Consider the following 24,306-nt stretch of genomic DNA (forward strand, 5'->3'; position numbering starts at 1 on the left):
CCGATTTACGGAGTCCCCGTGTCGCTGCCACCCTTGGTCGAGCCTGCTGCAGAGCTCACCGTCGACGAGGTCCGCAGGTACTCCCGCCACCTGATCATCCCGGATGTCGGGATGGACGGGCAGAAGCGGCTGAAGAACGCCAAGGTGCTCGCCGTCGGTGCGGGCGGCCTCGGCTCGCCCGCGCTCATGTACCTGGCCGCCGCAGGTGTCGGCACGCTCGGCATCGTGGAGTTCGACGAGGTCGACGAGTCGAACCTGCAGCGCCAGATCATCCACAACCAGGCGGACATCGGCCGCTCCAAGGCGGAGTCCGCGCGCGACTCGGTCAAGGGCATCAACCCGTATGTGAACGTGATCCTTCACGAAGAGCGGCTCGAGGCCGAGAACGTGATGGACATCTTCAGCCAGTACGACCTCATCGTCGACGGCACGGACAACTTCGCCACGCGCTACCTCGTCAACGACGCGTGCGTGCTGCTCAACAAGCCGTACGTCTGGGGCTCGATCTACCGCTTCGACGGCCAGGCGTCCGTCTTCTGGTCCGAGCACGGCCCCTGCTACCGCTGCCTCTACCCGGAGCCGCCCCCGCCGGGCATGGTCCCGTCCTGCGCCGAGGGCGGCGTGCTCGGTGTCCTGTGCGCCTCGATCGGTTCGATCCAGGTCAACGAGGCCATCAAGCTCCTCGCGGGCATCGGTGAGCCGCTGGTCGGCCGCCTGATGATCTACGACGCCCTGGAGATGCAGTACCGCCAGGTCAAGGTCCGCAAGGACCCGAACTGCGCGGTCTGCGGTGAGAACCCGACCGTCACCGAGCTCATCGACTACGAGGCCTTCTGCGGCGTCGTCTCCGACGAGGCCCAGGAGGCGGCCCTCGGCTCGACGATCACTCCCAAGCAGCTCAAGGAGTGGATCGACGAGGGCGAGAACATCGAGATCATCGACGTCCGCGAGCAGAACGAGTACGAGATCGTCTCGATCCCGGGCGCGAAGCTGATCCCGAAGAACGAGTTCCTCATGGGCGCCGCGCTCCAGGACATGCCGCAGGACAAGAAGATCGTCCTGCATTGCAAGACGGGTGTCCGCAGTGCGGAAGTCCTTGCCGTCCTCAAGTCCGCGGGCTTCGCCGACGCGGTCCACGTCGGCGGCGGCGTGATCGGCTGGGTCAACCAGATCGAGCCCGAGAAGCCGATCTACTAGGACAGTCCGTCCACGGACGGTACGTACGACAGCGGGGTCCGCCTCTTCCGAGAGGCGGACCCCGCTGCCGTATCCACGCCTACTTGCAGGTCTTCCCGTCGTCCGGCACCTTGCCGTCCAGCAGGAACGCGTCCACCGTTTCGGTCGCGCAGTCGTTCACGCCGTACGTGCCATGGCCCTCGCCGTCGACCGTCACGTTCACCCCGACGTCCGGGCCCAGCGCCTCGGCCATCTTCTCGGCGCCCTCGACCGGCGTCGCGGGGTCGCCGGTGTTGCCGATGACGACGATCGGCGGGGCGCCCTTCGCGGAGACCTCGGGCGTCTTGCGCTCCCCGTCGACCGGCCAGTCCGTGCAGGACATCAGGCCCCAGACCATCGAGGCGCCGAAGACCGGGGAGGCCTTCTCGTACGAGGGCATCGCGCGCTTGACGTCGGCGAAGCCGAAGCGCTCGCTGGAGTCGGCGCAGCGGATCGCCGCATTCGCCTGCGCCATGTTGTTGTAGCGGCCGGACTGCGGGTCACGGCCGCTGTAGGCGTCGGCGAGGAGCAGCAGGATCGAGCCCGAGCCGGCGTTCTCGACCTCCTGGAGGCCCTGCGTCAGATACGGCCAGGTCTCCTCGCTGTAGAGCGCGGCCGCGATGCCCGTCTCGGCGAGGCCGCGGGTCAGCTTGCGGCCCGGGGTGCTGGTGGACAGCGGCCGCGCCTCCGCCTTCTCCAGGAGCTCCGTGATCTGGGCCGCGCCCTTCTGCGGGTCCTTGCCCGTGCCCTTCAGGTAGTTCTCCAGGGCCAGCTGGAAGCCCTTCGCCTGCGCGAGACCGCTCTCGATCTGCCCCTGCGTCGGGTCGACGACCGCGTCGAAGACCGTCCGGCCGACCTTCGACGGGAACAAGTGGGCGTACACGCCGCCCAGTTCGGTCCCGTACGAGATGCCGAAGTAGTTGAGCTTCTTCTCGCCGAGCGCCTCGCGGATCAGGTCCATGTCGCGGGCCGTGTCCGTGGTGCCGACGTGCGGAAGGAGCTTGCCGGCCTTCTGTTCGCAGGCCTCGATCTGCTCGCGCGACTCGGCGGTGTCCTCGGCCTCCTCGGCCGGGGTCTCGGGCGGGCCGTCGTCCTCCTGGGAGAGACGGTCCATCTCCTTGTCGTCGACACAGCGCACCGTCGCCGTCTCACCGACCGCCCGCGGATCGAAACTCACCAGGTCATAGCGCTCGTTGAGATCCCCGTAGTCCCCCGCCGCCTGCGGCAGCGTCGAGATGCCCGAGCCGCCCGGGCCGCCGAAGTTGTACAGGAGCGCGCCGATCCGGCGGTCCGGCTCGGTGGCGGGCTTGCGGATCAGCGCGATCTTGATCTTCTCGCCGTCCGGCTTCTCGTGGTCGAGCGGCGCCTGAAGCGTCCCGCACTCCCACTTGGAGCCCGGCGCCTTGCCGATGCCCTGGTTCGGGGTCGGCGCCTTGCAGCGGGTCCAGTCGACGGTGCTCGTGTCCGGTACGCCCTTGCCGCCGCCCCTCGAGGCGGAGTCGTCCGGGTCGCTCCCGCCGCCGGTGGTGCAGCCGGCGAGCAGCAGGGCCGCGACCACGAGCAGTGGGGCGGCCGGGTCACGGAACTGACCGGGTATGGAGGGGGAGGTGCGGGACTTGCGGGGCATTACGAGCAGACCTTTCCGTCTTGCGGAACCTTGTGGTCGAGCAGATAGTCCTCGACGGTCGAGTCGACGCAGGGGTTGCCGCCGCCGTACGCGCCATGGCCCTCGCCCTTGAACGTGAGGTGCACGCCGACGCCCTTGCCGAGTTCGTCGGCCATGCGCCGCGCGCCTTCGAACGGGGTCGCCGAGTCACCCGTCGTCCCGATCACCAGGATCGGGGCGGCGCCCTCCGCGCTCACCTCGGGCGTCTTGTGTTCGCCCGGGACCGGCCACTTGTGGCACCAGCCGGCCGCGTCCCAGCCGAGGAATCCGCCGAAGACCGGCGAGATCTCCAGGAACTCCGGCAGCAGCTTCTTCGCCTGCGCGGGCGTCGGCCGCACGTTCGTGTCGACGCAGGAGATCGAGCGCTGCGAGTGCATCTGGGTGCTGTAACGCCCGGAGGCGTCACGGTTGTTGTACTCGTCGGCGAGCGCGAGCAGCGGCGAGCCGTCGCCGTCCTCGGCGGCCTGCAGCGCGGCCGTCAGCTGCGGCCACATGCTCTCCGAGTACAGGGCCTGGGTGATGCCCGTGGTGCCGAGACCTTCGTTGAGCTCGCGGCCGCCCGCCGCCGGGAGCGGCTTGCGGTCGAGGGACTTCAGGAGCGCGGCGATCTTCTGCGTGCCGTCCTCGGGGTCCTCGCCGGAGTCCTTGAGGTAGTTCTCCAGGGCGCGCTGGAAGCCGCGCGTCTGGTTCTTGGCGTGCCCGACCATGTCCGCGCTCGGGTCGACCACCGCGTCGAGCACGAGCCGGCCCACGCGCTGCGGGAACAAGTGGGCGTAGGTGCCGCCCAGTTCGGTGCCGTAGGAGTAACCGAGATAGTGCAGCTTGTCGTCGCCGAGAACGATCCGCATCAGATCCATGTCGCGCGCGGCGTTCGCCGTCGAGACATACGGGAGGAGCTCGCCGGACTTCTCCTGGCAGCCCGCGCCGAACGCGGCGGCGTCCTTGAAGTACGCCTTCTCCTCGGCGGCCGTGTCCGGGGTGATGTCGATCGTGGTGAAGGACTTCTCCGTCGCCTCGTCGTCGCGGCACTCCACCTTGCCGCTGCGCTCCACCCCGCGCGGGTCGAAGCCGACGAGGTCGTAGCGCTCCTGCAGCGCCCCGTAGCCGGGGGCGGCCGCCGGGAGCGTACTGACGCCGGAGCCGCCAGGACCGCCGAAGTTGAACAGGAGCGAACCGATCCGCTTGGTGCTGTCGCGGGCTACGCTGCGGATCAGCGCCACCCCGATCGTCTTGCCGTCCGGCTTCTCGTAGTCCAGCGGCACCTTGAGCGTCGCGCACTTCCACGCGCTGTCGGAGGCGCCCGCGCCGCCGCCTTCGCACTCGCCCCAGCTGAGCTGCTGGCCGGTCAGCTTCGCCGGCAGACCTGAATCGTCCGTCTTCCCGGGCGACTTGGCGGGCGCGCTCGCCGACGCGGAGGAGTCACCGCCGCCCTTGTCGGATCCGCCGCCGTCATCACTGCAGCCCGCGAGGAGCGAGCCGGCGAGGAGTGCGGCCACGGCGACGACGGTCGGCCGTGCGTGGGACGGGCGGCCCTGGGACGGGCGGGTGCCTATCCGCCCTGCGGCCCGGTCCCCTGACGTGCTTGCCATGTACGACGTCCCCCCTCGAGCAACTGTGCCGTCATCCTAAAGGCGGGCCCATGCCAGGGGTGGTTGCGGTCGGGCGACGATCGTGACCTGTCCGTGGCGCCGATGGGGGCGCCGAGGACTTGGTGGGCCCGGCCTACGAGCACACCGTCCGCGTCCGCGGCTCCTTGCCGTCGAGCAGATAGCCGTCCACCGCGTCGCGTACACACGCGTTGCCGCTGTCGTACGCGCCGTGCCCCTCGCCCTTGTACGTCACCTCGATGCCGACGCCCTCGCCCAGGGACTCCACCATCTTGCGGGCCCCTTCGTAGGGCGTCGCCGGGTCGCCGGTGTTGCCGATGACGACGATCGGCGCGGAGTCCGGTGCGCTCACGTCCGGGTGGTCGGCTGCACCGTCCACCGCCCAGCCCTTGCAGCCGGCCATGCCCCAGGCCAGCGAGTCGCCGAAGAGCGGCGACGCCTTGCGGAACTGCGGCAGCTTCTCCTTGATGTCGTCGACGGTGTAGCGGGGCTTCTCGTCGGCGCAGTTGATGGCCACGTTCGCCGCCTGGATGTTGCGGTACGTGCCGTCCGGATTGCGGCCGCTCATCGCGTCCGCGAGCGTCAGCAGGATCCTGCCGTCGCCGTCGTACGCCTGCTGCAGCCCTTCCGTCAGGTACTCCCAGAAGTCCTTCGAGTACAGGGTCTGCACGATCCCGCTGGTCGCGGCGGACTGGGTGAGCTCGCGCTGCCCGAGCCCCGGGATCGGCTTCTCGTCCAGGTCCTTCAGGAGCTTCGCGATCCTCGCCTGGACCTCCGCCGGGGTGTCGCCCACCGGGCAGTCCTCGACCTTCGAGGTGCAGTCCTTCGCGTAGTTCTCCAGCGCGAGCTGGAAGCCCGCGGCCTGGCCGAGCGAGCCCTGTTCGGGGTTCTCGGTGGGGTCGACGACCGCGTCGAAGACGGCACGGCCCACCTTGTCCGGGAACAAGTGGGCGTACACACCGCCCAGTTCGGTCCCGTACGAGATCCCGAAGTAGTACAGCCTGTCGTCGCCCAGGACCTGGCGCATCAGGTCCATGTCCTTGGCCGCGTCGGTGGTCGCCAGATGCGGCAGGATCTTCCCGGACCGCTCGTCGCAGGCCTGGTTGAACTCCTCCACGCCGTCGAGCAGCGTCTGCTCCTCCTCGGCGTCGTCAGGGGTCGCGTCCTCCTGGTGGTACGCGTCCAGCTGGACGTCGTCCAAGCAGATCACCGGTTCACTGCGGCCGACGCCGCGCGGGTCGAAGCTCACCAGGTCGTAGCGGGTGCGCAGCTTCGCGTAGTCCTCGCCGAAGGCGGGCAGGGTGGTGACGCCCGAGCCGCCCGGGCCGCCGAAGTTGAAGATCAGCGAGCCGATGCGGTCCTTGCCGCTCGCCTTCGCGCGGACCAGTTCGAGTCCGATGGTGTCGCCGTCCGGCTCGTCCCAGTCGAGGGGCGCCTTCATCGTGGTGCACTGCCACTCCGTGCCGCCCGGCAGCGGGGTGGGCGCCTCGCCGCCGCCCTGCGCGGCGCTCGGGGCCGGGCAGTCCTTCCACTTCAGCTGCTGTGCGGTGAGGTCCGCTTCCTTGTTCCCGCCGGAGTCGTCGCCGCAGCCGGTGGCGAGGGCGGCGGTGAGGGCGAGGACCACGGGCAGGGCGGTACGCACGGTGCGGGGCTTCGGCATGCCCCCATCCTGCGGGCGCTTCGTGGGGGTCGCCTTTGGCGCGGGCCGTCCGTGTGATCATCACCGGAGGCGGGCGGTGGTGGCTCAGCCTTCGAAGACCCGGCGGGCGGCCTTGCGGCCCGTCGCGACACAGGCCGCCACCCCGACGCCCTCGTACGCAGCCCCGCACACGTCGATGCCCGGCAGCTTCGCCACGGCCTCGCGGATCCGGGCGACCCGGTCGGCGTGCCCGACGCCGTACTGCGGCAGCGCGCGGTCCCAGCGCGTGACACGGGCGGCCGTGGGCTCGCCCATGCGGCCGGCCGCGAGATGCAGTTCGGAGATGGCCGTACGGATCAAGTGCCGGTCGGGGACGTCGAGTCGAGCCTCCTCGCCGGCGCGGCCGATCGAGACCCGCAGGACGAACGAGCCCGGCGCGGACTCCCGCAGCCAGCCCCACTTGTTCGTCAGGAACGAGGCGGCCTTGATGGTCCGGCCGTCGGCCGGCGGGACGAGGAAGCCGTTGCCGTCGGGCAGGAAGGAGGCCCGGGACCGGTCGAAGGCCATCGTGACCACGGCCGAACCGGCGTGCTCGATCAGGCCCAGCTCCTCGTGGGCGGCGGGCGAGTGGCCGCGGAGCAGCTCGGCGGCGGCGAAGGCGGGCAGCGCGAGGATCACCGCGTCCGCCTCCATCACCAGCGGGCCGTCCGCGGTCAGCGCGCGGACCCGCCAGCGGCCGGACGCGGTGCGCTGCAGTTCGTCGGCGCGCGTGCCCGTGAGGATCCGGGCGCCGCAGGACCGGGCGACGGCGAGCGGGAGACGGCCCGTGCCGCCGCGCACACCCTGGACCGCGGCGGCCTTCGGGGCGCCCGCGGCCCGCACGCGGCGCAGCGCGCCGACGAGCGAGCCGCCGTGCTCGGCGACCGCGGCGAGGCGGGGCATCGCCGAGCGCAGCGAGAGCTGGTCGGCACGGCCCGCGTACACGCCGCCGAGCATCGGCTCGACGAGCCGGTCGACGGCCTCCTGGCCGATGCGGTCGCGGAGATACGCGGCCACGGAGATGTCGGCGTCGCGGGGGAGGGGCGCGGACTGCCGGCTCTCCTCCTGGCAGAGGCGCTCCAGGCCCTCGTCGGACAGGAGGCCCGTGCCGGCGAGGGCGCGCGGCTCCGTGGGGATGCCGAGGACATGGCCCGCGGGCATCGGGCGCAGCGCGTCGTCCGTCCACACCGTGGTGGGGGCGGTGGCCGGGTCGCACAGGTCCGGGCCGAGGCCCACCTCCTGTGCCAGTTCCACGGCCTCCGGGCGCAACGCCATGATCGACTCGGCGCCGGTGTCGACGGGGGTGCCGCCGATGGTGGCGGTGTGCAGCTTGCCGCCGATGCGCCGCTCGCTCTCGAGGACGGTGACGTCGGCGGTCCCTCGCAGCTGCCAGGCTGCGGCGAGGCCGGTGATGCCTCCGCCGATGACGATCGCTTCACGCATGTGGGGTCTCCCGCGGGTGGGGGTCTGTCCGCGTTTTCGACGCTACGGCGGGGTGGGGGGTTAGGGGCTCATGCTTTTGGCCGGCGCCGGGGGGTCGGTTGGCCATTTGTGGTGCGGTGCGCCTCAAACGCCGGCGGGGCTGAATTCAAACGTGCCCGGCTCGTACGCACACCACGGATCCGCCGCCAGCGTCCTCCCCGTCACCCCATAAGCCCGCGACCGCGACCCCCCGCACACCGTCGCGAACTCGCACCGCCCGCACTTGCCCTCCAGGAGCGACGGGTCGCGCAGGGAGTTGAAGAGGGCCGAGCCCTGGTAGATGGCGGGGAGCGGGTGGTTTTTCACGTTGCCCGCCGACAGCGGCAGGAAGCCGCTCGGGTGGACCTCTCCCGTGTGCGAGACGAAGACGAAGCCGCGGCCGGAGCCGACGTCCATGGGCGGGCGGCGGACCGAGCGTGCCGGGCCCGAGAACAGGCCGAGTTCCGTGGCGCGGGCGGTCAGTGAGGCGTACAGCGGACCCGTCTGGGGGAGCTCGCCGTGCCGCGCGAGGATCGTCCGCTGGATCGCCACGCGCCGGAAGTGGTGACCCTCCGTCGTCTTCGTCGCCATGACCGCCCCGCAGTCGTAGAGGAAGTGGAGTACGTCCTCCACCTCCTCGGGCGTGAGCGCGTCGAGCTGTTCGCCGCGGCCCGTGGGGACCAGCAGGAAGCCGCTCCAGATCATCGCGCCCTCGCGCCGTACGACCGCCGCGATGTCCGCGAGATCGTGCAGGCTGTGCCGGGTGACGGTCGTGTTGATCTGCACCTTGAGGCCCAGTTCGCGGGCCATGCGCCAGCCGTCGAGCGTCCAGTCGTACACCCCGGGCACCCCGCGGAACGCGTCGTGCCGCTCGGCGGTCGAGCCGTCCAGGGAGAGCGACAGGGCCACGGCGCCCGCTTCCCGTACGGCGACGAGGTTCTCGTACGTGAGGGTCGGCGTCCCCGACGGGGAGACCGCGATGCGCAGACCGAGCGAGGTCCCGTAGCGGATCAGCTCGCACAGGTCCGGCCGCTGGAAGGGATCGCCGCCCGTGATGACGAACAGCGGGCTCGGCTTGCCGAAGGAGGCGATCTGGCGCATCAGCGAGCGCGCGTCCTCGCCGTTCAGCTCCGCCGGGTCGCGGGTGAGCTGCGCCTCCGCGCGGCAGTGGAGGCAGGCCAGCGGGCAGGCCCGGGTCGCCTCCCAGATGACGATGAACGGCCGCTCGTCGACCGGGTGCTTCGGGCTGCGGACGACGTGCTTCACGAGCCGGTCCTCTCCCAGCCGCGCCGCGCCGGCCGGTGGGCGAGCTGGTGCGGGTCGCGGCTGCGGTAGACGACGTACGGGCGGAAGAGGTACTTCACGGGCGCGCTGAACATGTGCACCAGACGCGAGAAGGGGATGAGGAGGAAGAGACACAGGCCGAACAGGACGTGCAGCTGGAAGGCGAGGGGTGCCTTCCCCATCAGCGCGTAGTCCGGCTGGAACGTGAAGAGCGAGCGGAACCAGAGCGAGACGCCCTCGCGGTAGTTGTAATCGCCCATCGCGCCGGTCGAGTTGAGCAGGGTGGCCACGATCCCGAGCGCCATCGCGCCGAGCAGGAACGTGTACATCAGGTGGTCGCTCCTGAGCGTCGCCTTCTTCACGGCCGGGACGGTGAAGCGGCGGTACACGAGGATCCCGATGCCGGCGGCCGCCGCCACACCCGCGACCGAGCCCGTGGTGACCGCGAGCAGGTGGTACGTGTGGTCGCTGAGCCCCGCCGCGTCGGTCCAGGTCTTCGGGACGAGCAGCCCGACCACGTGCCCGACGACCACGAACGCCATCCCGAAGTGGAACAGCGGCGAGCCGATACGGAGCAGCCGCGACTCATGGACCTGCGTGGAGTGCGTGGTCCAGCCGAAGCGGTCGTGGCGCGCCCGCCAGACGAGCCCCGCGATCAGCAGCACGAGGACGACATAGGGGAACGCCCCCCACAGGATGAGGTCCATCAGGCCGGGCTCCTTTCCGGGGAGAGGGTCGGCCAGGGCAGGTCGACTCCCGGGCCGAAGGGTTCGAGCGGATCCGAGAGCCCGACCGACTCATGCCGCGGACCGCGCCTGGCCAGCGCTTTCGCCTCGGCCTTCGTCTCGGGGGAGGGCCCGGGCAGCGTCGCGCAGACCGCTTCGAGGACCTGGGTGTACGGGGTGTCCGCGGCGGTCAGCGCGAGGCGGAGCAGCTCGATGCCGGCCCGGTGCTCCTCCAGGAGCAGCGTCCCGGCCTCGGGGTGCAGCGCCGCGAACTCCAGGGCCACGGGCAGGAAGTCGGGCAGTTCGTCGCCCGCGTACTCCAGGCCGAAGTCCCGGTAGATCCGCTTGAGCCGGACCAGGGAGAGGCCGCGGTTGCGGGTGTCCCCGTCCGTCCACCACGTGAGGTAGAGGCAGCGGCGGTTCCGGGTGTCGAAGGTGTCGGTGTAGTGCGCGGCGAGGTCCAGCTCGGGCGTCTCGCGCGCGTGGCCGAGGAACGAGGCGAGGAGGCGGGCCGGTTCGGGGGCCGCCCCGGCGAGGGCCGCCTCGTATCGCGGGAGTTCCTCGGCCAGGCGCGCGTCCGGGTACTGGAGCAGCCGGCCGGCCACCAGGCGTACGACGGCATCGGGGGTCATGTGCTCCTCGGTGGTGTGCGCGGTCATGCGCTCCTCCGCGTCGGGGAGAGGTTGAGGAGGGGGCGGCTGCCCGAGAGGGCCTCGGCGGAGACCGGACAGGAGTCGTCCAGGGGATGCGTCCCGGCCAGCGCGTCCGCGTCGGCGCGCGCGGCCGTCGGGATCACGTACCGGTCCTCGTACTTGGCGATGGCGAGCAGCCGGAACAGGTCCTCGATCTCGACTCCCGTGAGCCCGACGGCCGCTGCGATCGACTCGTCGCGCGGCTGTCGCAGATTGACCCGCCGCATGTATGCGCGCATCGCCGCCATCCGCCGCAGCACCGCCTCGACGGCGTACGTGTCCCCGGCGGTGAGAAGTTCGGCCAGGTACTCGACCGGTATCCGCAGCGCGTCGATCGCCCCGAACAGGTTGCCCGCGTCCTCACCGTCGCTGCCGGTGGCGGCGACCGCGTCGACGACCGGCGAGAGCGGCGGAACGTACCAGACCATCGGCATCGTCCGGTACTCCGGGTGCAGCGGCAGCGCGACCTGGTACGTGGCGATGAGGTCGTACACGGGGGAGCGGCGGGCGGCGTCCAGCCACTCGTCGGTGATCCCGTGCGCCCGCGCGGCCGCCTGCACCGCCGGGTCGTGCGGGTCGAGGAAGGCCTCCACCTGGGCCGGGTAGAGGTCCTGTTCGTCCTCGACGGCCGCGGCCTCGGTGACCTTGTCCGCGTCGTACAGCATCACGCCGAGGTAGCGCATCCGGCCCACACAGGTCTCGGAGCACACGGTCGGCAGACCGACCTCCACGCGCGGGAAGCAGAAGGTGCACTTCTCCGCCTTGCCGGTGGAGTGGTTGAAGTAGACCTTCTTGTACGGGCAGGAGGAGACGCACATCCGCCAGCCGCGGCACCGGTCCTGGTCGACCAGGACGATGCCGTCCTCGACGCGCTTGTACATCGCGCCGGACGGACAGGCCGACACACAGGCCGGGTTGAGGCAGTGCTCGCACACGCGCGGCAGATAGAACATGAAGCTCTGCTCGAACTCCATACGGATCCGGTCGCCGACCTCGTCACGGACCGCGTTGACCTTCTCCACGAGCGGGTCCTTGACGGCGTGCTCGGGCGCGCCGCCCAGGTTGTCCTCCCAGTTGGGACCCCACTCGATCTTGTCGATCGGCTCACCGGTCACCTGGCTGACGGGCCGCGCGACGGGCATGTCATCGCCCGCCGGGGCCTCGGTGAGGTTCTTGTACTCGTACGTCCAGGGCTGGTAGTAGTCCTCGATCTGCGGGAGTTCGGGGTTGGCGAAGATCTGCCCGAGCCGCTTCGCCTTGCCGCCCGCCTTGAGCCGCAGCCGTCCGGAGCGGGTGCGCTCCCAGCCGCCCTTCCACTTCTCCTGGTCCTCCCAGCGCCGGGGGTAGCCCTGGCCGGGCAGCGTCTCGACGTTGTTGAACCAGACGTACTCGGTGCCCTTGCGGTTGGTCCACGCCTGCTTGCAGGTGACCGAGCAGGTGTGGCAGCCGATGCACTTGTCGAGGTTCATGACCATGGCTACCTGTGCCATTACGCGCATGGTTCTAGAACTCCACATCCTGGTTGCGGCGGCGGATGACCGTGACTTCGTCGCGCTGGTTGCCGGTCGGGCCGAGGTAGTTGAAGGCCCAGGTCAACTGGGCGTAGCCGCCCACGAGATGGGTGGGCTTGAGCATGATCCGGGTCAGCGAGTTGTGGATGCCGCCGCGCCGGCCGGTCTTCTCCGTCTTCGGGACGCCGACCGTGCGCTCCTGCGCGTGGTTCATGTAGACCGTGCCGGGCGGCATCTTGTGCGAGACGATCGCGCGGGCGGTGACGACGCCGTTGCGGTTCACGGCCTCGATCCAGTCGTTGTCCCTGACCCCGATGGACTCGGCGTCCTGCGGTGACATCCATACGGTCTGGCCGCCGCGGCCGAGCGTCATCATGAACAGGTTGTCCTGGTACTGGCTGTGGATCGCCCACTTGTTGTGCGGGGTCAGGTACCGGACGGCCACGGACTTCCCGGCGGAGTCGACCGTGCCGAGCCTCGGCTCCCCGTACAGCTTGCTCATGTCCAGCGGCGGCTTGTACGTGGGCAGCGCCTCGCCGACCTCGTGGATCCAGTCGTGGTCGAGGAAGAAGTGCTGGCGTCCGGTGAGCGTGTGCCAGGGCTTGAGGTGCTCGGTGTTCACGGTGAACGCGGTGTAGCGGCGGCCGCCGGACTCGCTGCCGCTCCACTCGGGCGACGTGATCACCGCAGTGGGCCGGGCCTGGGTGTCGGCGAAGGTGATCCGCTTGCCCTCGGCCTCGGCGGCGAGATGCGCCATCTCCTGACCCGTGGACTTCTCCAGGGTCTCGAAACCCTGCGTGGCCAGGCGCCCGTTGGAGGTGCCGGACAGCCGCAGGATCGCCTCGCACGCCTGCTGCGCGGTCTCGAGCCGGGGCCGCCCGTCGGCGACGCCGCCGCGTACGGTCCCGTTCTTCTCCTTCAGATACGCGACCTCCTCGCCGACCTCGAACGTGATCGCCTTCGTGGTCACCCCGAGGGAGTCGACCAGCGGTCCGAGCGCGGCGAACTTCTCGCCGACGGCCCCGTAGTCGCGCTCCACGACCGTGAGGTTGTACATCGTCCGGCCCGGTACGGGCTCGCACTCGCCCTGCGACCAGTCGAGCGCCACCCCGCCGGGCTGCGCCATCTCGCCACCAGGGGTGTCGTGCTGCAGCGCGGTAGCGACAAGATCGCGCCGTACGCCGAGGTGCTCCTTCGCCAGCTCGCCGAAGCGCCGGGCTATCGCGTGGAACGCGTCGTAGTCGGAGCGCGCCTGCCACGGCGGGTCCACGGCCGGGGTGAAGGCATGCAGGAACGGGTGCATGTCGGTGGACGACAGATCGTGCTTCTCGTACCAGGTGGCCGCCGGGAGCACGATGTCGGCGAGCAGGGTCGTCGAGGTCATACGGAAGTCCATGGCGAGCAGCAGATCGAGCTTGCCCTCCACGTCCTCGTCCCGCCAGGTCACATCGCGCGGCACACAACGCGGCCCGTCCTCGGGCAGGTTGGAGTGCGTGCCGAGCAGATGCTTGAGGAAGTACTCGTTCCCCTTCGAACTGGAGCCGAGAAGATTGGCCCGCCATACGGTGAGCACGCGCGGCCAGTTGCGCGGCGCGTCCGGGTCCTCGCCGGCGAAGCCCAGCTCGCCGTCCTTGAGCATCCGTACGGCGTTCTGCACGGGGTCGTCGTGGGAGCCCAGCTCCAGGGGATTGCGGTCGAAGGTCGGATACGAGGGCATCCAGCCCATCCGCGCCGACGCGGCCAGGCAGTCGGCGCCCGTCATGCCCTCGAAGCGGCCCGCGCCGAGCGGCGAGGCCAGCGCGTCGGCGGGCAGCGAGTCGTACCGCCACTGATCGGTGTGCAGGTAGAACCAGCCCGCGCCGATCATGTGGCGCGGCGGCCTGCCCCAGTCGCTCGCGCTCGCCAGGGTCGCCCAGCCGGTGACCGGGCGGCACTTCTCCTGGCCGACGTAGTGGCCCCAGCCGCCGCCGTTGCGGCCCTGGCAGCCGGTCATCGTGAGCAGGGCGAGGAAGGCGCGGTAGATCGTCTCGGAGTGGAACCAGTGGTTGGTGCCCGCGCCCATGAGGATCATGCAGCGGCCCTCGGAGTCCACCGCGGTCTGCGCGAACTCCCGTGCCACCCGCGTCACTTGGGCGGCGGGCACGGAGGTGAGGGTCTCCTGCCAGCCGGGCGTGCCCGGGGTCCGCGCGTCCTCGTACGAGGCGGGCCACTCGCCGGGCAGGCCCTCGCGCTCGACACCGTACTGGGCGAGCAGCAGATCGAAGACGGTGGTGACGAGCCGGCCGTCCACGCGGCGGACGGGGACGCCGCGGCGCATCGTGGCGCCGTCCTCGTCGAACCGGGGGAGCGTGATCTCGGCCCGCTCGTCCTCGTCGATGAAGGTGAGCCGCGGGACGACGCCGCCGAGGTCGAGATTCCACTCGGGCTGCTCGTTGCTGCCCCACCGGTGGCCCAGCGTGCCGTTGGGGACGGTGAGTTCACCGGTCACGTCATCGACGAGCACGGTCTTCCATTCCGCGTTCTCGGTCTCCCGGCCGAGATCTTTCGCGGTGAGGAACTTTCCGGGAACAAGCCCCTGTTCGCCCTCGGTGAGGCTGATCAGAAAGGGAAGATCGGTGTACTGCCGCACGTAGTTCTCGAAGAACTCCGTCTTCTTCTCGACGAAGAACTCCTTGAGAATCACATGCCCCATGGCCAGGGCCAGCGCGCCGTCCGTGCCGGGATGCGGATGCATCCACTCGTCGGCGAACTTGGTGTTGTCCGCGAAATCCGGCGACACCGTGACGACCTTCTGGCCGCGATAACGCGCCTCGGCCATCCAGTGCGCGTCCGGGGTCCGCGTCACCGGCACATTCGAGCCCCACATCATGAGATATGCGGCGTCCCACCAGTCACCTGATTCCGGTACGTCCGTCTGGTCGCCGAATACCTGCGGGGAAGCCACCGGAAGGTCCGCGTACCAGTCGTAGAAACTGAGCATCGGCGCGCCGATCAGCGAATGGAAACGCGCACCGGCCGCGTGCGAGGCCATCGACATCGCGGGAATCGGCGAGAAGCCGGCGACGCGGTCGGGGCCGTGCTCCTTGATGGTGTGGACATGCGCGGCCGAGATGATCTCGACGGCCTCGTCCCAAGTCGCCCTGACCAGGCCGCCCTTGCCGCGCGCCTTCTGGTACTTCCGGCGGCGCCCGTCGTCCTTCTGGATGTCGGCCCAGGCAAGCACCGGGTCCTTGAGGCGTTTCTTCGCCTCGCGGTACATCTCCAGGAGCGTGCCGCGGACATGCGGATGGCGGACGCGTGTGGGGGAGTAGCTGTACCAGGAAAAGGACGCCCCGCGCGGACATCCGCGCGGCTCGTATTCCGGCCGGTCGGGGCCCGTGGACGGGTAATCCGTCGCCTGGGTCTCCCAGGTGATGATGCCGTCCTTGACGTACACCTTCCAGCGGCACGATCCGGTGCAGTTCACCCCGTGCGTGGAATACACGACCTTGTCGTGGCTCCAGCGGTCACGGTAGAAGACCTCGGCGGCGCGGCCGCCGGTATGCGTGATCGTGCGCAGGTCCTCGGACACCGTGGCCGACGCGGAACGGCGGAAGAATCCGCCGGCCCTGACCAGTGCTTCGGCAGCGCTTCTGCTGTCCTGCTGCTGCAACGCCTCGTCCCTCCGGACACCTGTGGAATTGACTCCACCGAGGCTATGCCCGCGTTCCGGCGTGTCCCGGTGACAGAAGTCCCGTACGGCCAGGACCTCTTGCCTCACTTCGCCGTGGGGTGCGGTGGGAAAGTGGACGGGTCGAAAGGAGAAAAGGTGAGCCGGAAACGCGGCAGCCGCTGGCTGCCCGACCAGCACGGGGCGTGGGCGATGCTCGCGGTCCCCTTCGCGGCCGGGACGTTCCTCGGCAGCCCGCGCCGGGCGCATCTGCCGCTCCTCGCGGCCTGGCTCCTCGGCTACATGGCGACGTACCACGCACAGCAGTGGCTCCGGCTGCGCCGCGTCTCCCGCAACCCGCGTGCCCCGCGCCGCCACATCCGCCCGGCCCTGACCTTCGCGGCCGGCTTCGCGGCGCTGGGCATCCCCCTCGCCGTGGCGTACCCCTGGCTCCTCCTGGCGTGCGCGGCCGCCGCCCCCTTCGTCCTCGCCAACACGTACTACGCGTGGCGCAACAAGGAACGGGCCCTCCTCAACGGCCTGCTCGCGGTGGTCCCGGCCTGCGGCATGCTCCTGGTCACCTACCGCCTGGGCGAAGGCAGTTGGGGCGCCTGGGCCCCTGCGCTCGCGTGCCTGCTGTACTTCGCGGGCACGGTCCCGTACGTGAAGACGATGATCCGCGAGCGCAACTCACGTGCGTACTACCGGGGTTCGGTCGCCTACCACGCGGCGGCCCTGGCCGCCGCGACCCTCCTGAACCCCTGGCTCGCCCTCCCCTTCACGGCGTACCTCGTACGGGCGGCGGTGCTGCCGGGGCGCGGGGTGAAAGTACCGGTGGTGGGCGCGCTGGAGGTCATGGGCTCACTGGCGCTGCTGGCGACGGTGCTCGCCGTCAGCCTCTAGGACACACTCAGGGTCCGGGCCCTACAGCGCACCCTTACGCGTCAGGTGATTGAACGCGAGCCACCCCGGCAGCACCGGCAACCACAGGGTCAGCAGCCGATAGAACAGCACCGCCGGCGTAGCGATCTCCGCCGGCACACCCGCGAACGCCACCAGGAACCCGGAGAGCGCGATCTCCACCGCGCCCACACCACCGGGCGTCGGCGCCGCCGAGCCGATGGCGTTGCCCGCGAGGAACGCCACGGCGACCCCGGCCAGGCTGAGCTGGGTGGCATCGGCGCCGAACGCCTCCAGGCACGCGTACAGACACAGCACGAAGGACGCCGTCAGGAGCAGCATCCCGCCGATACCGGTGAGCAGCTTCTGCGGCCGCTGCAGCACATCCAGCATGCGCGGCACCACGCCTGCGAACAGCGACCGCACCCGCGTGGACACGAACTTCCGCAGGAACGGCACCGCGGTCACCACGAGCAGCAGCACCGCGACCGTGAGCAGACCGGCGATCACGGCACGCGAGGGCGTGAAGTCCGTGGTGTTCTCCGTACCGGTCAGATAGCCGAACGTCAGAAGCAGCAGGATGTGCGAGCCAAGTCCGAACAGCTGCGAGGCGCCGACACTCGCCACCGCGAGCCCGGAGCGCACCCCGGCCCGCTGCAGGAAGCGCGTGTTGAGCGCGACACCGCCGACCGCGGCCGGCGCCACCACCTTCACGAAGGAACCGGCGACCTGAGCGGCGATCGTCCGCACCAGCGGCACCCGCTCGGGCACGAAGCCGAGCAGACTCATCGCGGCCGCGAGGTAGCTCAGCGCCGAGAACGCCACGGCGGCCGCCACCCAGCCCCACTGCGCGGACTGCAGCTGCGAGAACTCGAACTTCGTCAGCTGGCCGAGCAGGATGTACGCGGCGAAGGCGCCCGCGATCCAGCTGATCAGCGTCCGCGGCTTGATCCGCTCCAGCTGGGCCGGCTCCACCGGCGCCTGCGGACGGATGCTGAGCACCTGGTGGCGGATCTGGGTGAGCAGATCCTCCTCGCGAGCCCCTTCGACGGCCTCGTCCATCGCCCGCTTCTCCGCCTGCCGCTCGGCCTTGCTGCTCTTGTGCAGGAGCTCCGGCTCGCCGGACTCGGCGGCCCGCGCCTCCTTCGCGAGCCGCGAGGCCTCGAGGACAGCGTCCCGCTCACGCTGCGCCCGCTCGCGGCCGAGCCGGCGCAGCTCGGCCCGCGTGGAGCGCGACAGCGCGATCGGCTGCAGCAGCGGCAGACAGTCGGCGACGGTGTCACCGCCGAGCACACCGACGGCCGCGGCGACGGCCCGCTCCGCCCCGACCCGCAGGCCGAACGTGGTCAGGAGCTGCGCGATGTCCATCCGCAGCAGCAGATCACCGGCGGCGATCTCACCGCCCCGCAGATCGGTGATGATCACCTTGCCGGAACGATCCACCAGAATCGCGTCGCCGGCCAGCCTGCGGTGCGCGATCCGCCGCGACTGCAGCGCCTCCACCTGCAGCCAGGTGTCGCGCATCAGCCCGTCGGTGATCTCCTCGTCCGGCAGCGAGTCCAGCGAACGGCCGCCCGTGTGCTCGTACACGAGCATCACCGCGTCGGGGCCGAGCTCGGACGTCGCGATCAGCTTCGGCGCGTTGGCGCCCGCCGCGATCGCCGCGTACGCGAGCAGCGCCTCCTGTTCGAGGGCCTGGCGCAGCGAGAGCAGGGACCGGCGGGTGGTGACCGTGCGCAGGGTCAGCCGGCGCCAGACGCGGTAGAAGAAGCCGTGCGCCTGCTGTTCGCGGTCGACGACCGTGATGTCGAGGGGCGGCCCGTCCTCCAGGGTCACGAAGTAGCGCCGGCCGCGGTCGCCGCCGTCGGCCGAAGGACCGTCCGAGAGCTCCTCGGCACGGGCCGCGCTCACCGGCTTGAAGCCGACGTGGCGCAGCCCGCTGAGCAGGTTCTGCGCGGTGGGCCGCACGTTCGGCGAACCGACCGCGTACAGCGTTCCGTACGCGACCGACCAGCCGATCAGGACGGTCAGGATGATCGAGAACGGGGTCGTGTACCCGGCGACCAGCATCGAGAGCGCGTCGAGCAGCAGCACCGCCCACAGCAGCACCCGCCAGCGCGGCCGCCGCGAGAGACCGACCGCTGTCATGTACGCGATGACCGGCGCGAGATAGCCGTGCACCGGGTCGGTGAGATCGCCCGCCTCGTTGTACCGGGTCAGCGCGTCCCGTACGGACTCCGGCGCGGCGTTCATGACCCACAGATCGGTGGCCAGGGTCACGCCGTGCGCAAGGACCGCGGCGAGCACCCCGTCCGCGATCCGCAGCCCGTCGCGTTTGATCAGCCGCTCGATCGCGAACGCCACGGGCACGAGCAGCACCGCGATGCTGGACGCGAGCCCCGCGAACTTGATCAGGAGGTCCGGGGCCTCGGCGGTCCGCGACGCGAAGTCCGACTCCAGGCCCGAGGTCGTGCCGTGCGCGAACGCGGCGATGGCGAGCACCAGCGCGATCGACAGGATGCCGACGAGCAGCCGCATCAGGTCCGAGGGCCGGTGCACGCGCGCGGGCAGCAGCGGCTCGTCCCCCTCGACGCGCTCGACCTCGGCCAGCTCGTGGTCGTGATCGTGGTCACCGTGGGGGTGGCCGGCGCGGGCGGTGTGGCCGGTCTCGGCGGACGGGACGGTCGTCATCTCATACGGGTCCGGGCGCGACGAAGCGGCAGCGGAACCGTCGCCCTTCTCGGGCTCCGCCCCCTGCGAACCTTCGGATTCCGTCGCTTTTTGATCTCGTATCACCAGTCACCGCCCGGATGATGGTGGCATGAGCCACCGACGTCAGGGGGCATCAGGGTGCAATCGGGAGACACAGCGTGCCGTTGTTGTGAGAGTTTGCCCCGCCCTTGCCGCCCGGCCCGCTGTCGGTGGGGTGCGGCACCATGGAGCGGATGAGCCAGCAGCGCACCCCCGATGCCGCCGCGTTCCCGGAACTTCCCGCGTACGTGGAGCGGGTGCTCGACGTCGCCGAACGCATCCCGCCCGGCCGCGTCATGACCTACGGCGATGTCGCGGAGTGGCTCGGCGAGGGCGGCCCCCGTCAGGTCGGCCGGGCGATGGCGCTCTACGGCGGCCCCGTCCCGTGGTGGCGCGTGGTCCGCTCCGACGGCGTGCTGCTGCCGGGCCACGAACGGCGCGCGCTCGAGCGGTACCGGATGGAGGCCACACCGCTGCGCACGGCCGCGGACGGCAGCCAACGGCTCGACATGCGACGGGCGCGCTGGGACGGCGCACCCGCTGAGGGGCCCACTCACACATGACAGCTTCCGCCATCCGGCGGCCGCAGGTGCGGTGGCGGGCCCGTCCGGATGAAAAGCCGCCGGGCGGGCGCAGGGCCGCAGGATACGGCGTTCGCGCAGGCCGGAAGGCCGAAGTGCGGGAACGGGGCGGACCCTCCCGCACACTGGCGTAGCGTCGGTCACCGCGGTGCCGATGCTCCCCGCGGTCACCATGCCGCCACCGCACCCGGCAGCCACGCCGCGGCCCTCGGGCCACGGCAGGACCGGCCACCGCACAGCCCCTCGTACACCCACCAGGACCGGCGATCCACGTGAGCTCCTCCACTTCCGACCGGCGCACTCCGGACGCTTCCGTGCGTCCGGGGACCCACGGCGCGTACCGCCTGGTGCGTACCCAGCCGCCTCGCGTGGATCCCCCTCGTCTGGACGCAGCTCAGCGCGCGGTGGTTGACCATGAAGGCGGCCCGCTTCTGGTGCTCGCCGGGCCGGGCACGGGCAAGACGACCACCCTTGTCGAGGCCGTGACCCGGCGCATCGAGGCCGGTACGGACCCCGCGCGCGTCCTCGTCCTCACCTTCAGCCGCAAGGCGGCCGTCGAACTGCGCGACCGGATGGCGCTGCGCATCGGCGGCGTGAACGCGCCACAGGCCTCCACGTTCCACTCGTTCTGCTACGCGCTCGTCCGCGCCCACCAGGACGTCGATCTCTTCGTCAACCCGCTGCGGCTGCTCTCCGGACCCGAGCAGGACGTGATGGTCCGCGAGCTCCTCGAAGGCGAACTCGACCTCGCCGCCACCGGCCACGCCGGCATCCGCTGGCCCGAGGAGCTGCGCGCCTGCCTCACCACCCGCGGCTTCGCCGACGAGGTCCGCGCGGTGCTCGCCCGCAGCCGCGAGCTGGGCCTCGGCCCGGACGCGCTCGCCGCGTTCGCCCGCCGCAGCGGCCGCTCCGACTGGGCCGCGGCGGCCGGCTTCCTCGCCGAGTACCTGGACGTACTCGACGCGCAGGGTGTCCTCGACTACGCGGAACTCGTCCACCGCGCCGTCCTGCTCGCCCGCCGCCCGGAGGTCGCCGCGCAGCTCGCCACGCGGTACGACGCGGTGTTCGTCGACGAGTACCAGGACACCGACCCCTCCCAGGTCCGCCTCCTCCAGGCACTCGCCGGGAACGGCCGCACGCTGACCGCGTTCGGCGACCCGGACCAGTCGATCTACGCGTTCCGCGGCTCCGACATCAACGGCATCCTCGACTTCCCCGACGCCTTTCCCCGTACGGACGGACGCCCCGCCCCCGTCGAGGTGCTCACCACCTCACGCCGCTCGGGCACCGCGCTCCTCGACGCCACCCGGCTCCTCACGCGCCGGATGCCGCTGCCCCGGCTGCCCGTCGACAAGGTCCGCCGCCACCGAGGTCTGAGCGCGGTCCACGAGGGCGGCTCGGTCGAGGTGCACACGTACCCGACCCCGGGCACGGAACTCGACAACATCGCCGACCTGCTGCGCCGCGCGCACCTCGAGGACGGCATCCCCTGGTCCGAGATGGCGGTCCTGCTGCGCGCGGGCGCCGCCACGATCCCCGCGGTCCGCCGCGCCCTGACGGCCGCGGGCGTCCCCCTCGACATCGACGGCAACGACCTCCCCCTGCGCGACGAACCGGCCGTCGCCACGCTGCTCCTCGCCCTGCGAGCGGTGGCGGAGGCGGTGGCGTCGGAGCGGGAGGGGGCGGCGGATGACGGGCGGGGTGAGGCGGATCTCGTACGGGAAGGGGCGGAGACCGGCGTACGGGACGAGGCGGAGGCCGATCCTGGCGAGCCGGAGCCCAGGGCGGACGAGGCGGACGAGGCGGACGAGGCCGAGCCCGGCCCGGAGGCTCCCGCGACGCGCATCGCTCCCCCCTGGCTCCCCACCGACACCGCCCTCACTCTCCTCACCTCCCCCCTCGCCGGCATGGACCCCGCCGACCTGCGGCGGCTCGGACGGGCGCTGCGGGACGAGGAGCGGGACGGCGGGAACCGCACCCCGGCGCCCTCCGACGACCTGCTCGCCCGCGCCCTCGCCGAGCCCGAACGGCTCGCGGCGCACGACCCCGCGTACGCGAAGGGGGCCCAGCGGCTCGGCGCGCTGCTGCGCCGCACCCGCGAACTGCTCGCGGGCGGCGGCACCGCCGAGGACGCGCTGTGGGAGCTGTGGGACGGCACGCCGTGGCCGCAGCGCCTGGAGCGCGCCTCGTACCGCGGCGGCGCGGCGGGCCGGAACGCGGACCGTGATCTCGACGCCGTCTGCGCCCTGTTCGCGACCGCCGCACGCGCCGAGGAGCGCACCGGCGGCCGCGGCGCGCTCAACTTCCTCGCGGAGGCCGAGGCCGAGGACATCGCCGCGGACACCCTCACCAAGCGGACCGTGCGCCCCGACGCCGTACGCCTGATGACCGCGCACCGCTCCAAGGGCCTGGAGTGGCGCCTCGTCGTGGTCGCCGGGGTGCAGGAGGGCCTCTGGCCCGATCTGCGCCGCCGCGGCTCGCTCCTGGAGGCCGACCGGATCGGCCGCGACGGGCTCGCCGACCCGCTCACGCCCGGCGCCCTGCTCGCCGAGGAGCGGCGTCTGTTCTACGTGGCCGCGACCCGCGCCCGCGAACGCCTCGTCGTCACCGCGGTCAAGGCACCCGCCGAGGACGGCGACCAGCCCTCCCGCTTCCTCACCGAACTTGGCGTCGAACCCAAGGACATAACGTCCCGCCCCCGCCGCCCCCTCTCCGTCGCCTCCCTCGTCGCCGAGCTGCGCTCGACCACCGTCGACCCGCGCGCCTCCGACGCTCTGCGCGAGGCCGCCGCCGTGCGCCTGGCGAAGCTCGCCGCGCTCAGCGACGACGACGGCCGTCCGCTCGTCCCCTCCGCGCACCCGTACCGCTGGTGGGGCATGTACGAGCCCACGCACAGCAAGGTCCCGCTGCGCGACCGCGACCGTCCTGTCGCGCTCTCCGGCAGCGCCCTCGACCAGCTCGCCAACACCTGCTCCCTGCAGTGGTTCCTGGGCCGCGAGGTGAAGGCCGACGCCCCGGCGACCGCCGCGCAGGGCTTCGGCAACGTGGTGCACGTCCTCGCCGACGAGGTCGCCTCCGGCCGCACCCCCGCCGACCTCGACGTCCTCATGGCGCGCCTCGACTCCGTATGGGACGCGCTGTCCTTCGACGCCCCCTGGAAGTCCGTCCAGGAGAAGCAGAACGCCCGCGTCGCGCTCGAACGCTTCCTGCGCTGGCACGTCGACTCCAACGCGGCCCGTACACCCGTCGCCAGTGAGCACGGTTTCGACGTGACCCTGGAGACCGGCGACGTCGAGGTCCGCATCCGCGGCTCCATGGACCGCGTGGAGACCGACGCCCAGGGCCGCGCCTACGTCGTCGACTTCAAGACCGGCAAGAACGCGCCGACCGCCGCCGAGGTCGAGCGCCACCCGCAGCTCGCCGTCTACCAGCTCGCGGTCCGCGAGGGCGCGCTCGACGAGGCCTTCGACGGCGAACGTCCGCTGCCGGGCGGCGCCGAGCTGGTCCATCTGCGCCAGCCCGCGCCCCGCCGCGAGGGCGGCGAGGCGCTGCCCCGCGTCCAGGCGCAGGGGCCGCTCGCCGAGCACGAATGGGTCGGCGACCTGCTCGCGAACGCGGCGGGCAAGGTCCTCGACGAACGCTTCGCGCCGTCCTCCGGCCAGCACTGCACCCACTGCTCGTTCCAGTCCTCGTGCAGCGCGCGCCCGGAGGGGCGCCACATCGTGGAGTGAATACGCCACTAGGGTCACCGTGACGTAAGACACAAATGCCGTCGCACGGCATGGAACCGGAGATCCAGTACACCCATGAAGTTCTACGCAAAGCCTCTCACCGCCGCCGGAATCCTCACCGCCGCGGGCCTCGCCCTGACCGGCTGCTCCGGCTCGGGCAGTGACTCCGCCTACTTCGACGGCAAGAGCGCCGGGACGATCGCGGACGAGGCGATGGCCGCGACGAAGTCCGCGAAGTCCGTGCGCGTCACCACGGAGGGCGTGCAGCAGGGCCAGAAGTCCACGGCGACCTTCGAGGTCGCGCCGAGCGGCAGCTGCCGCACCACGATGGTGCTGCCGTCGGTCGGCAAGGTCGAGTCGGTCACCGCGGACGGTGCCGCGTATTCGAAGGGCGGCCCCGCGTACATGAAGGTCGTCCTCGGCAGCGAGGCCGCGGCGAAGGACGCGGCGGGCCGCTGGGTCAAGTCCCCGGAGAAGCCCAAGGAGTCCACCTGCCGCATCGAGGCCCTCTTCAAGAAGGACGCGCTCAAGGGCGCGACGCGCGGCGCGGACTCGCAGGTCGACGGCCACAAGACGGCGACCCTGGAGAAGTCCGAGCAGGGCGGCAAGTCCACGATCCACGTCGCGACCGAGGGCAAGCCGTACATCCTGCGGGTGGTGACGGAGGGCGCGTCGAAGACGACGGCGACGTTCTCGTCCTTCAACTCCCCGATCGAGGTGGCGGCCCCGCCGGCGGCCGAGGTGGTCGAGGGCAAGCCGCAGTCCTGAACCGGCGGCCCCGGCGGCTCCGGGTGGGGAGCCCACCTCCACCCGAACCCCCGCCGGACCCCGATTGTCGGACCACCCCAGTAGCCT

General features: G+C 71.3%; 15 protein-coding genes. 5 read left to right on the plus strand and 10 right to left on the minus strand.

Features of this window, described 5'->3' with window-relative positions; all coding sequences use genetic code 11:
• Positions 1 to 18 precede the first annotated feature (18 nt).
• Positions 19 to 1,197 (plus strand): adenylyltransferase/sulfurtransferase MoeZ, encoded by a 1,179-nt coding sequence (moeZ, locus tag ACIBI4_RS23270; protein WP_399205911.1) that lies wholly within the window; start codon positions 19 to 21, stop codon positions 1,195 to 1,197.
• A 79-nt stretch (positions 1,198 to 1,276) separates the two neighbouring features.
• Here moeZ and ACIBI4_RS23275 read toward each other — a convergent pair whose 3' ends face one another.
• The 9 genes from ACIBI4_RS23275 to ACIBI4_RS23315 all read right to left on the minus strand — a co-directional run bounded on the left by ACIBI4_RS23275 (position 1,277) and on the right by ACIBI4_RS23315 (position 15,491).
• Positions 1,277 to 2,842, minus strand: a complete 1,566-nt coding sequence (locus tag ACIBI4_RS23275) for an alpha/beta hydrolase (RefSeq protein WP_399205912.1) — start codon at positions 2,840 to 2,842, stop codon at positions 1,277 to 1,279.
• Complete coding sequence (locus ACIBI4_RS23280) at positions 2,842 to 4,470, minus strand: alpha/beta hydrolase (RefSeq protein WP_399205913.1); 1,629 nt, start codon at positions 4,468 to 4,470, stop codon at positions 2,842 to 2,844. The genes ACIBI4_RS23275 and ACIBI4_RS23280 overlap by 1 nt, the downstream gene beginning before the upstream one ends.
• A 133-nt stretch (positions 4,471 to 4,603) precedes the next feature.
• On the minus strand, positions 4,604 to 6,148 hold the full coding sequence (locus tag ACIBI4_RS23285; RefSeq protein WP_399205914.1) for an alpha/beta hydrolase: 1,545 nt from the start codon (positions 6,146 to 6,148) through the stop codon (positions 4,604 to 4,606).
• 84 nt (positions 6,149 to 6,232) lie between these two features.
• The gene (gene hemG, locus ACIBI4_RS23290) at positions 6,233 to 7,609 is read right to left on the minus strand and encodes a protoporphyrinogen oxidase (protein WP_399205915.1); all 1,377 of its coding nucleotides are present in this window, start codon (positions 7,607 to 7,609) and stop codon (positions 6,233 to 6,235) included.
• A gap of 123 nt (positions 7,610 to 7,732) precedes the next feature.
• Positions 7,733 to 8,893 (minus strand): TIGR04053 family radical SAM/SPASM domain-containing protein, encoded by a 1,161-nt coding sequence (locus tag ACIBI4_RS23295; RefSeq protein WP_399205916.1) that lies wholly within the window; start codon positions 8,891 to 8,893, stop codon positions 7,733 to 7,735.
• A complete protein-coding gene (narI, locus tag ACIBI4_RS23300) occupies positions 8,890 to 9,618 on the minus strand; it encodes a respiratory nitrate reductase subunit gamma (protein WP_399205917.1) in 729 nt (242 codons plus the stop codon). Before narI ends, ACIBI4_RS23295 begins: the two co-directional genes overlap by 4 nt.
• Positions 9,618 to 10,295: a nitrate reductase molybdenum cofactor assembly chaperone gene (gene narJ / locus ACIBI4_RS23305; RefSeq protein WP_399205918.1), complete on the minus strand. Its 678-nt coding sequence runs from the start codon at positions 10,293 to 10,295 to the stop codon at positions 9,618 to 9,620. Before narJ ends, narI begins: the two co-directional genes overlap by 1 nt.
• Positions 10,292 to 11,827: a nitrate reductase subunit beta gene (narH, locus tag ACIBI4_RS23310; RefSeq protein WP_399205919.1), complete on the minus strand. Its 1,536-nt coding sequence runs from the start codon at positions 11,825 to 11,827 to the stop codon at positions 10,292 to 10,294. The genes narJ and narH overlap by 4 nt, the downstream gene beginning before the upstream one ends.
• 4 nt (positions 11,828 to 11,831) lie before the next feature.
• Positions 11,832 to 15,491, minus strand: a complete 3,660-nt coding sequence (locus ACIBI4_RS23315; protein WP_399205920.1) for a nitrate reductase subunit alpha — start codon at positions 15,489 to 15,491, stop codon at positions 11,832 to 11,834.
• A gap of 156 nt (positions 15,492 to 15,647) precedes the next feature.
• On the opposite strand from ACIBI4_RS23315, the gene ACIBI4_RS23320 reads away from it, so the two are divergent.
• Positions 15,648 to 16,391, plus strand: coding sequence for a YwiC-like family protein (locus ACIBI4_RS23320; RefSeq protein ID WP_399205921.1), 744 nt, complete (start codon positions 15,648 to 15,650; stop codon positions 16,389 to 16,391).
• A gap of 21 nt (positions 16,392 to 16,412) precedes the next feature.
• Here the strand turns inward: ACIBI4_RS23320 and ACIBI4_RS23325 are convergent, their stop codons facing one another.
• On the minus strand, positions 16,413 to 19,079 hold the full coding sequence (locus ACIBI4_RS23325; RefSeq protein WP_399205922.1) for a flippase-like domain-containing protein: 2,667 nt from the start codon (positions 19,077 to 19,079) through the stop codon (positions 16,413 to 16,415).
• 245 nt (positions 19,080 to 19,324) lie between these two features.
• Here ACIBI4_RS23325 and ACIBI4_RS23330 point away from each other — a divergent pair, with 245 nt between their 5' ends.
• The 3 genes from ACIBI4_RS23330 to ACIBI4_RS23340 all read left to right on the plus strand — a co-directional run bounded on the left by ACIBI4_RS23330 (position 19,325) and on the right by ACIBI4_RS23340 (position 24,219).
• Positions 19,325 to 19,702 (plus strand): MGMT family protein, encoded by a 378-nt coding sequence (locus tag ACIBI4_RS23330; RefSeq protein ID WP_399205923.1) that lies wholly within the window; start codon positions 19,325 to 19,327, stop codon positions 19,700 to 19,702.
• Positions 19,703 to 19,992: 290 nt separating this feature from the next.
• On the plus strand, positions 19,993 to 23,451 hold the full coding sequence (locus ACIBI4_RS23335; protein ID WP_399205924.1) for an ATP-dependent helicase: 3,459 nt from the start codon (positions 19,993 to 19,995) through the stop codon (positions 23,449 to 23,451).
• A 75-nt stretch (positions 23,452 to 23,526) separates the two neighbouring features.
• Positions 23,527 to 24,219, plus strand: a complete 693-nt coding sequence (locus ACIBI4_RS23340) for a hypothetical protein (protein ID WP_399205925.1) — start codon at positions 23,527 to 23,529, stop codon at positions 24,217 to 24,219.
• The last annotated feature ends 87 nt before the right edge of the window (positions 24,220 to 24,306 follow it).

Source organism: Streptomyces sp. NPDC050418 (genome assembly GCF_044458745.1).
Classification (GTDB): domain Bacteria; phylum Actinomycetota; class Actinomycetes; order Streptomycetales; family Streptomycetaceae; genus Streptomyces.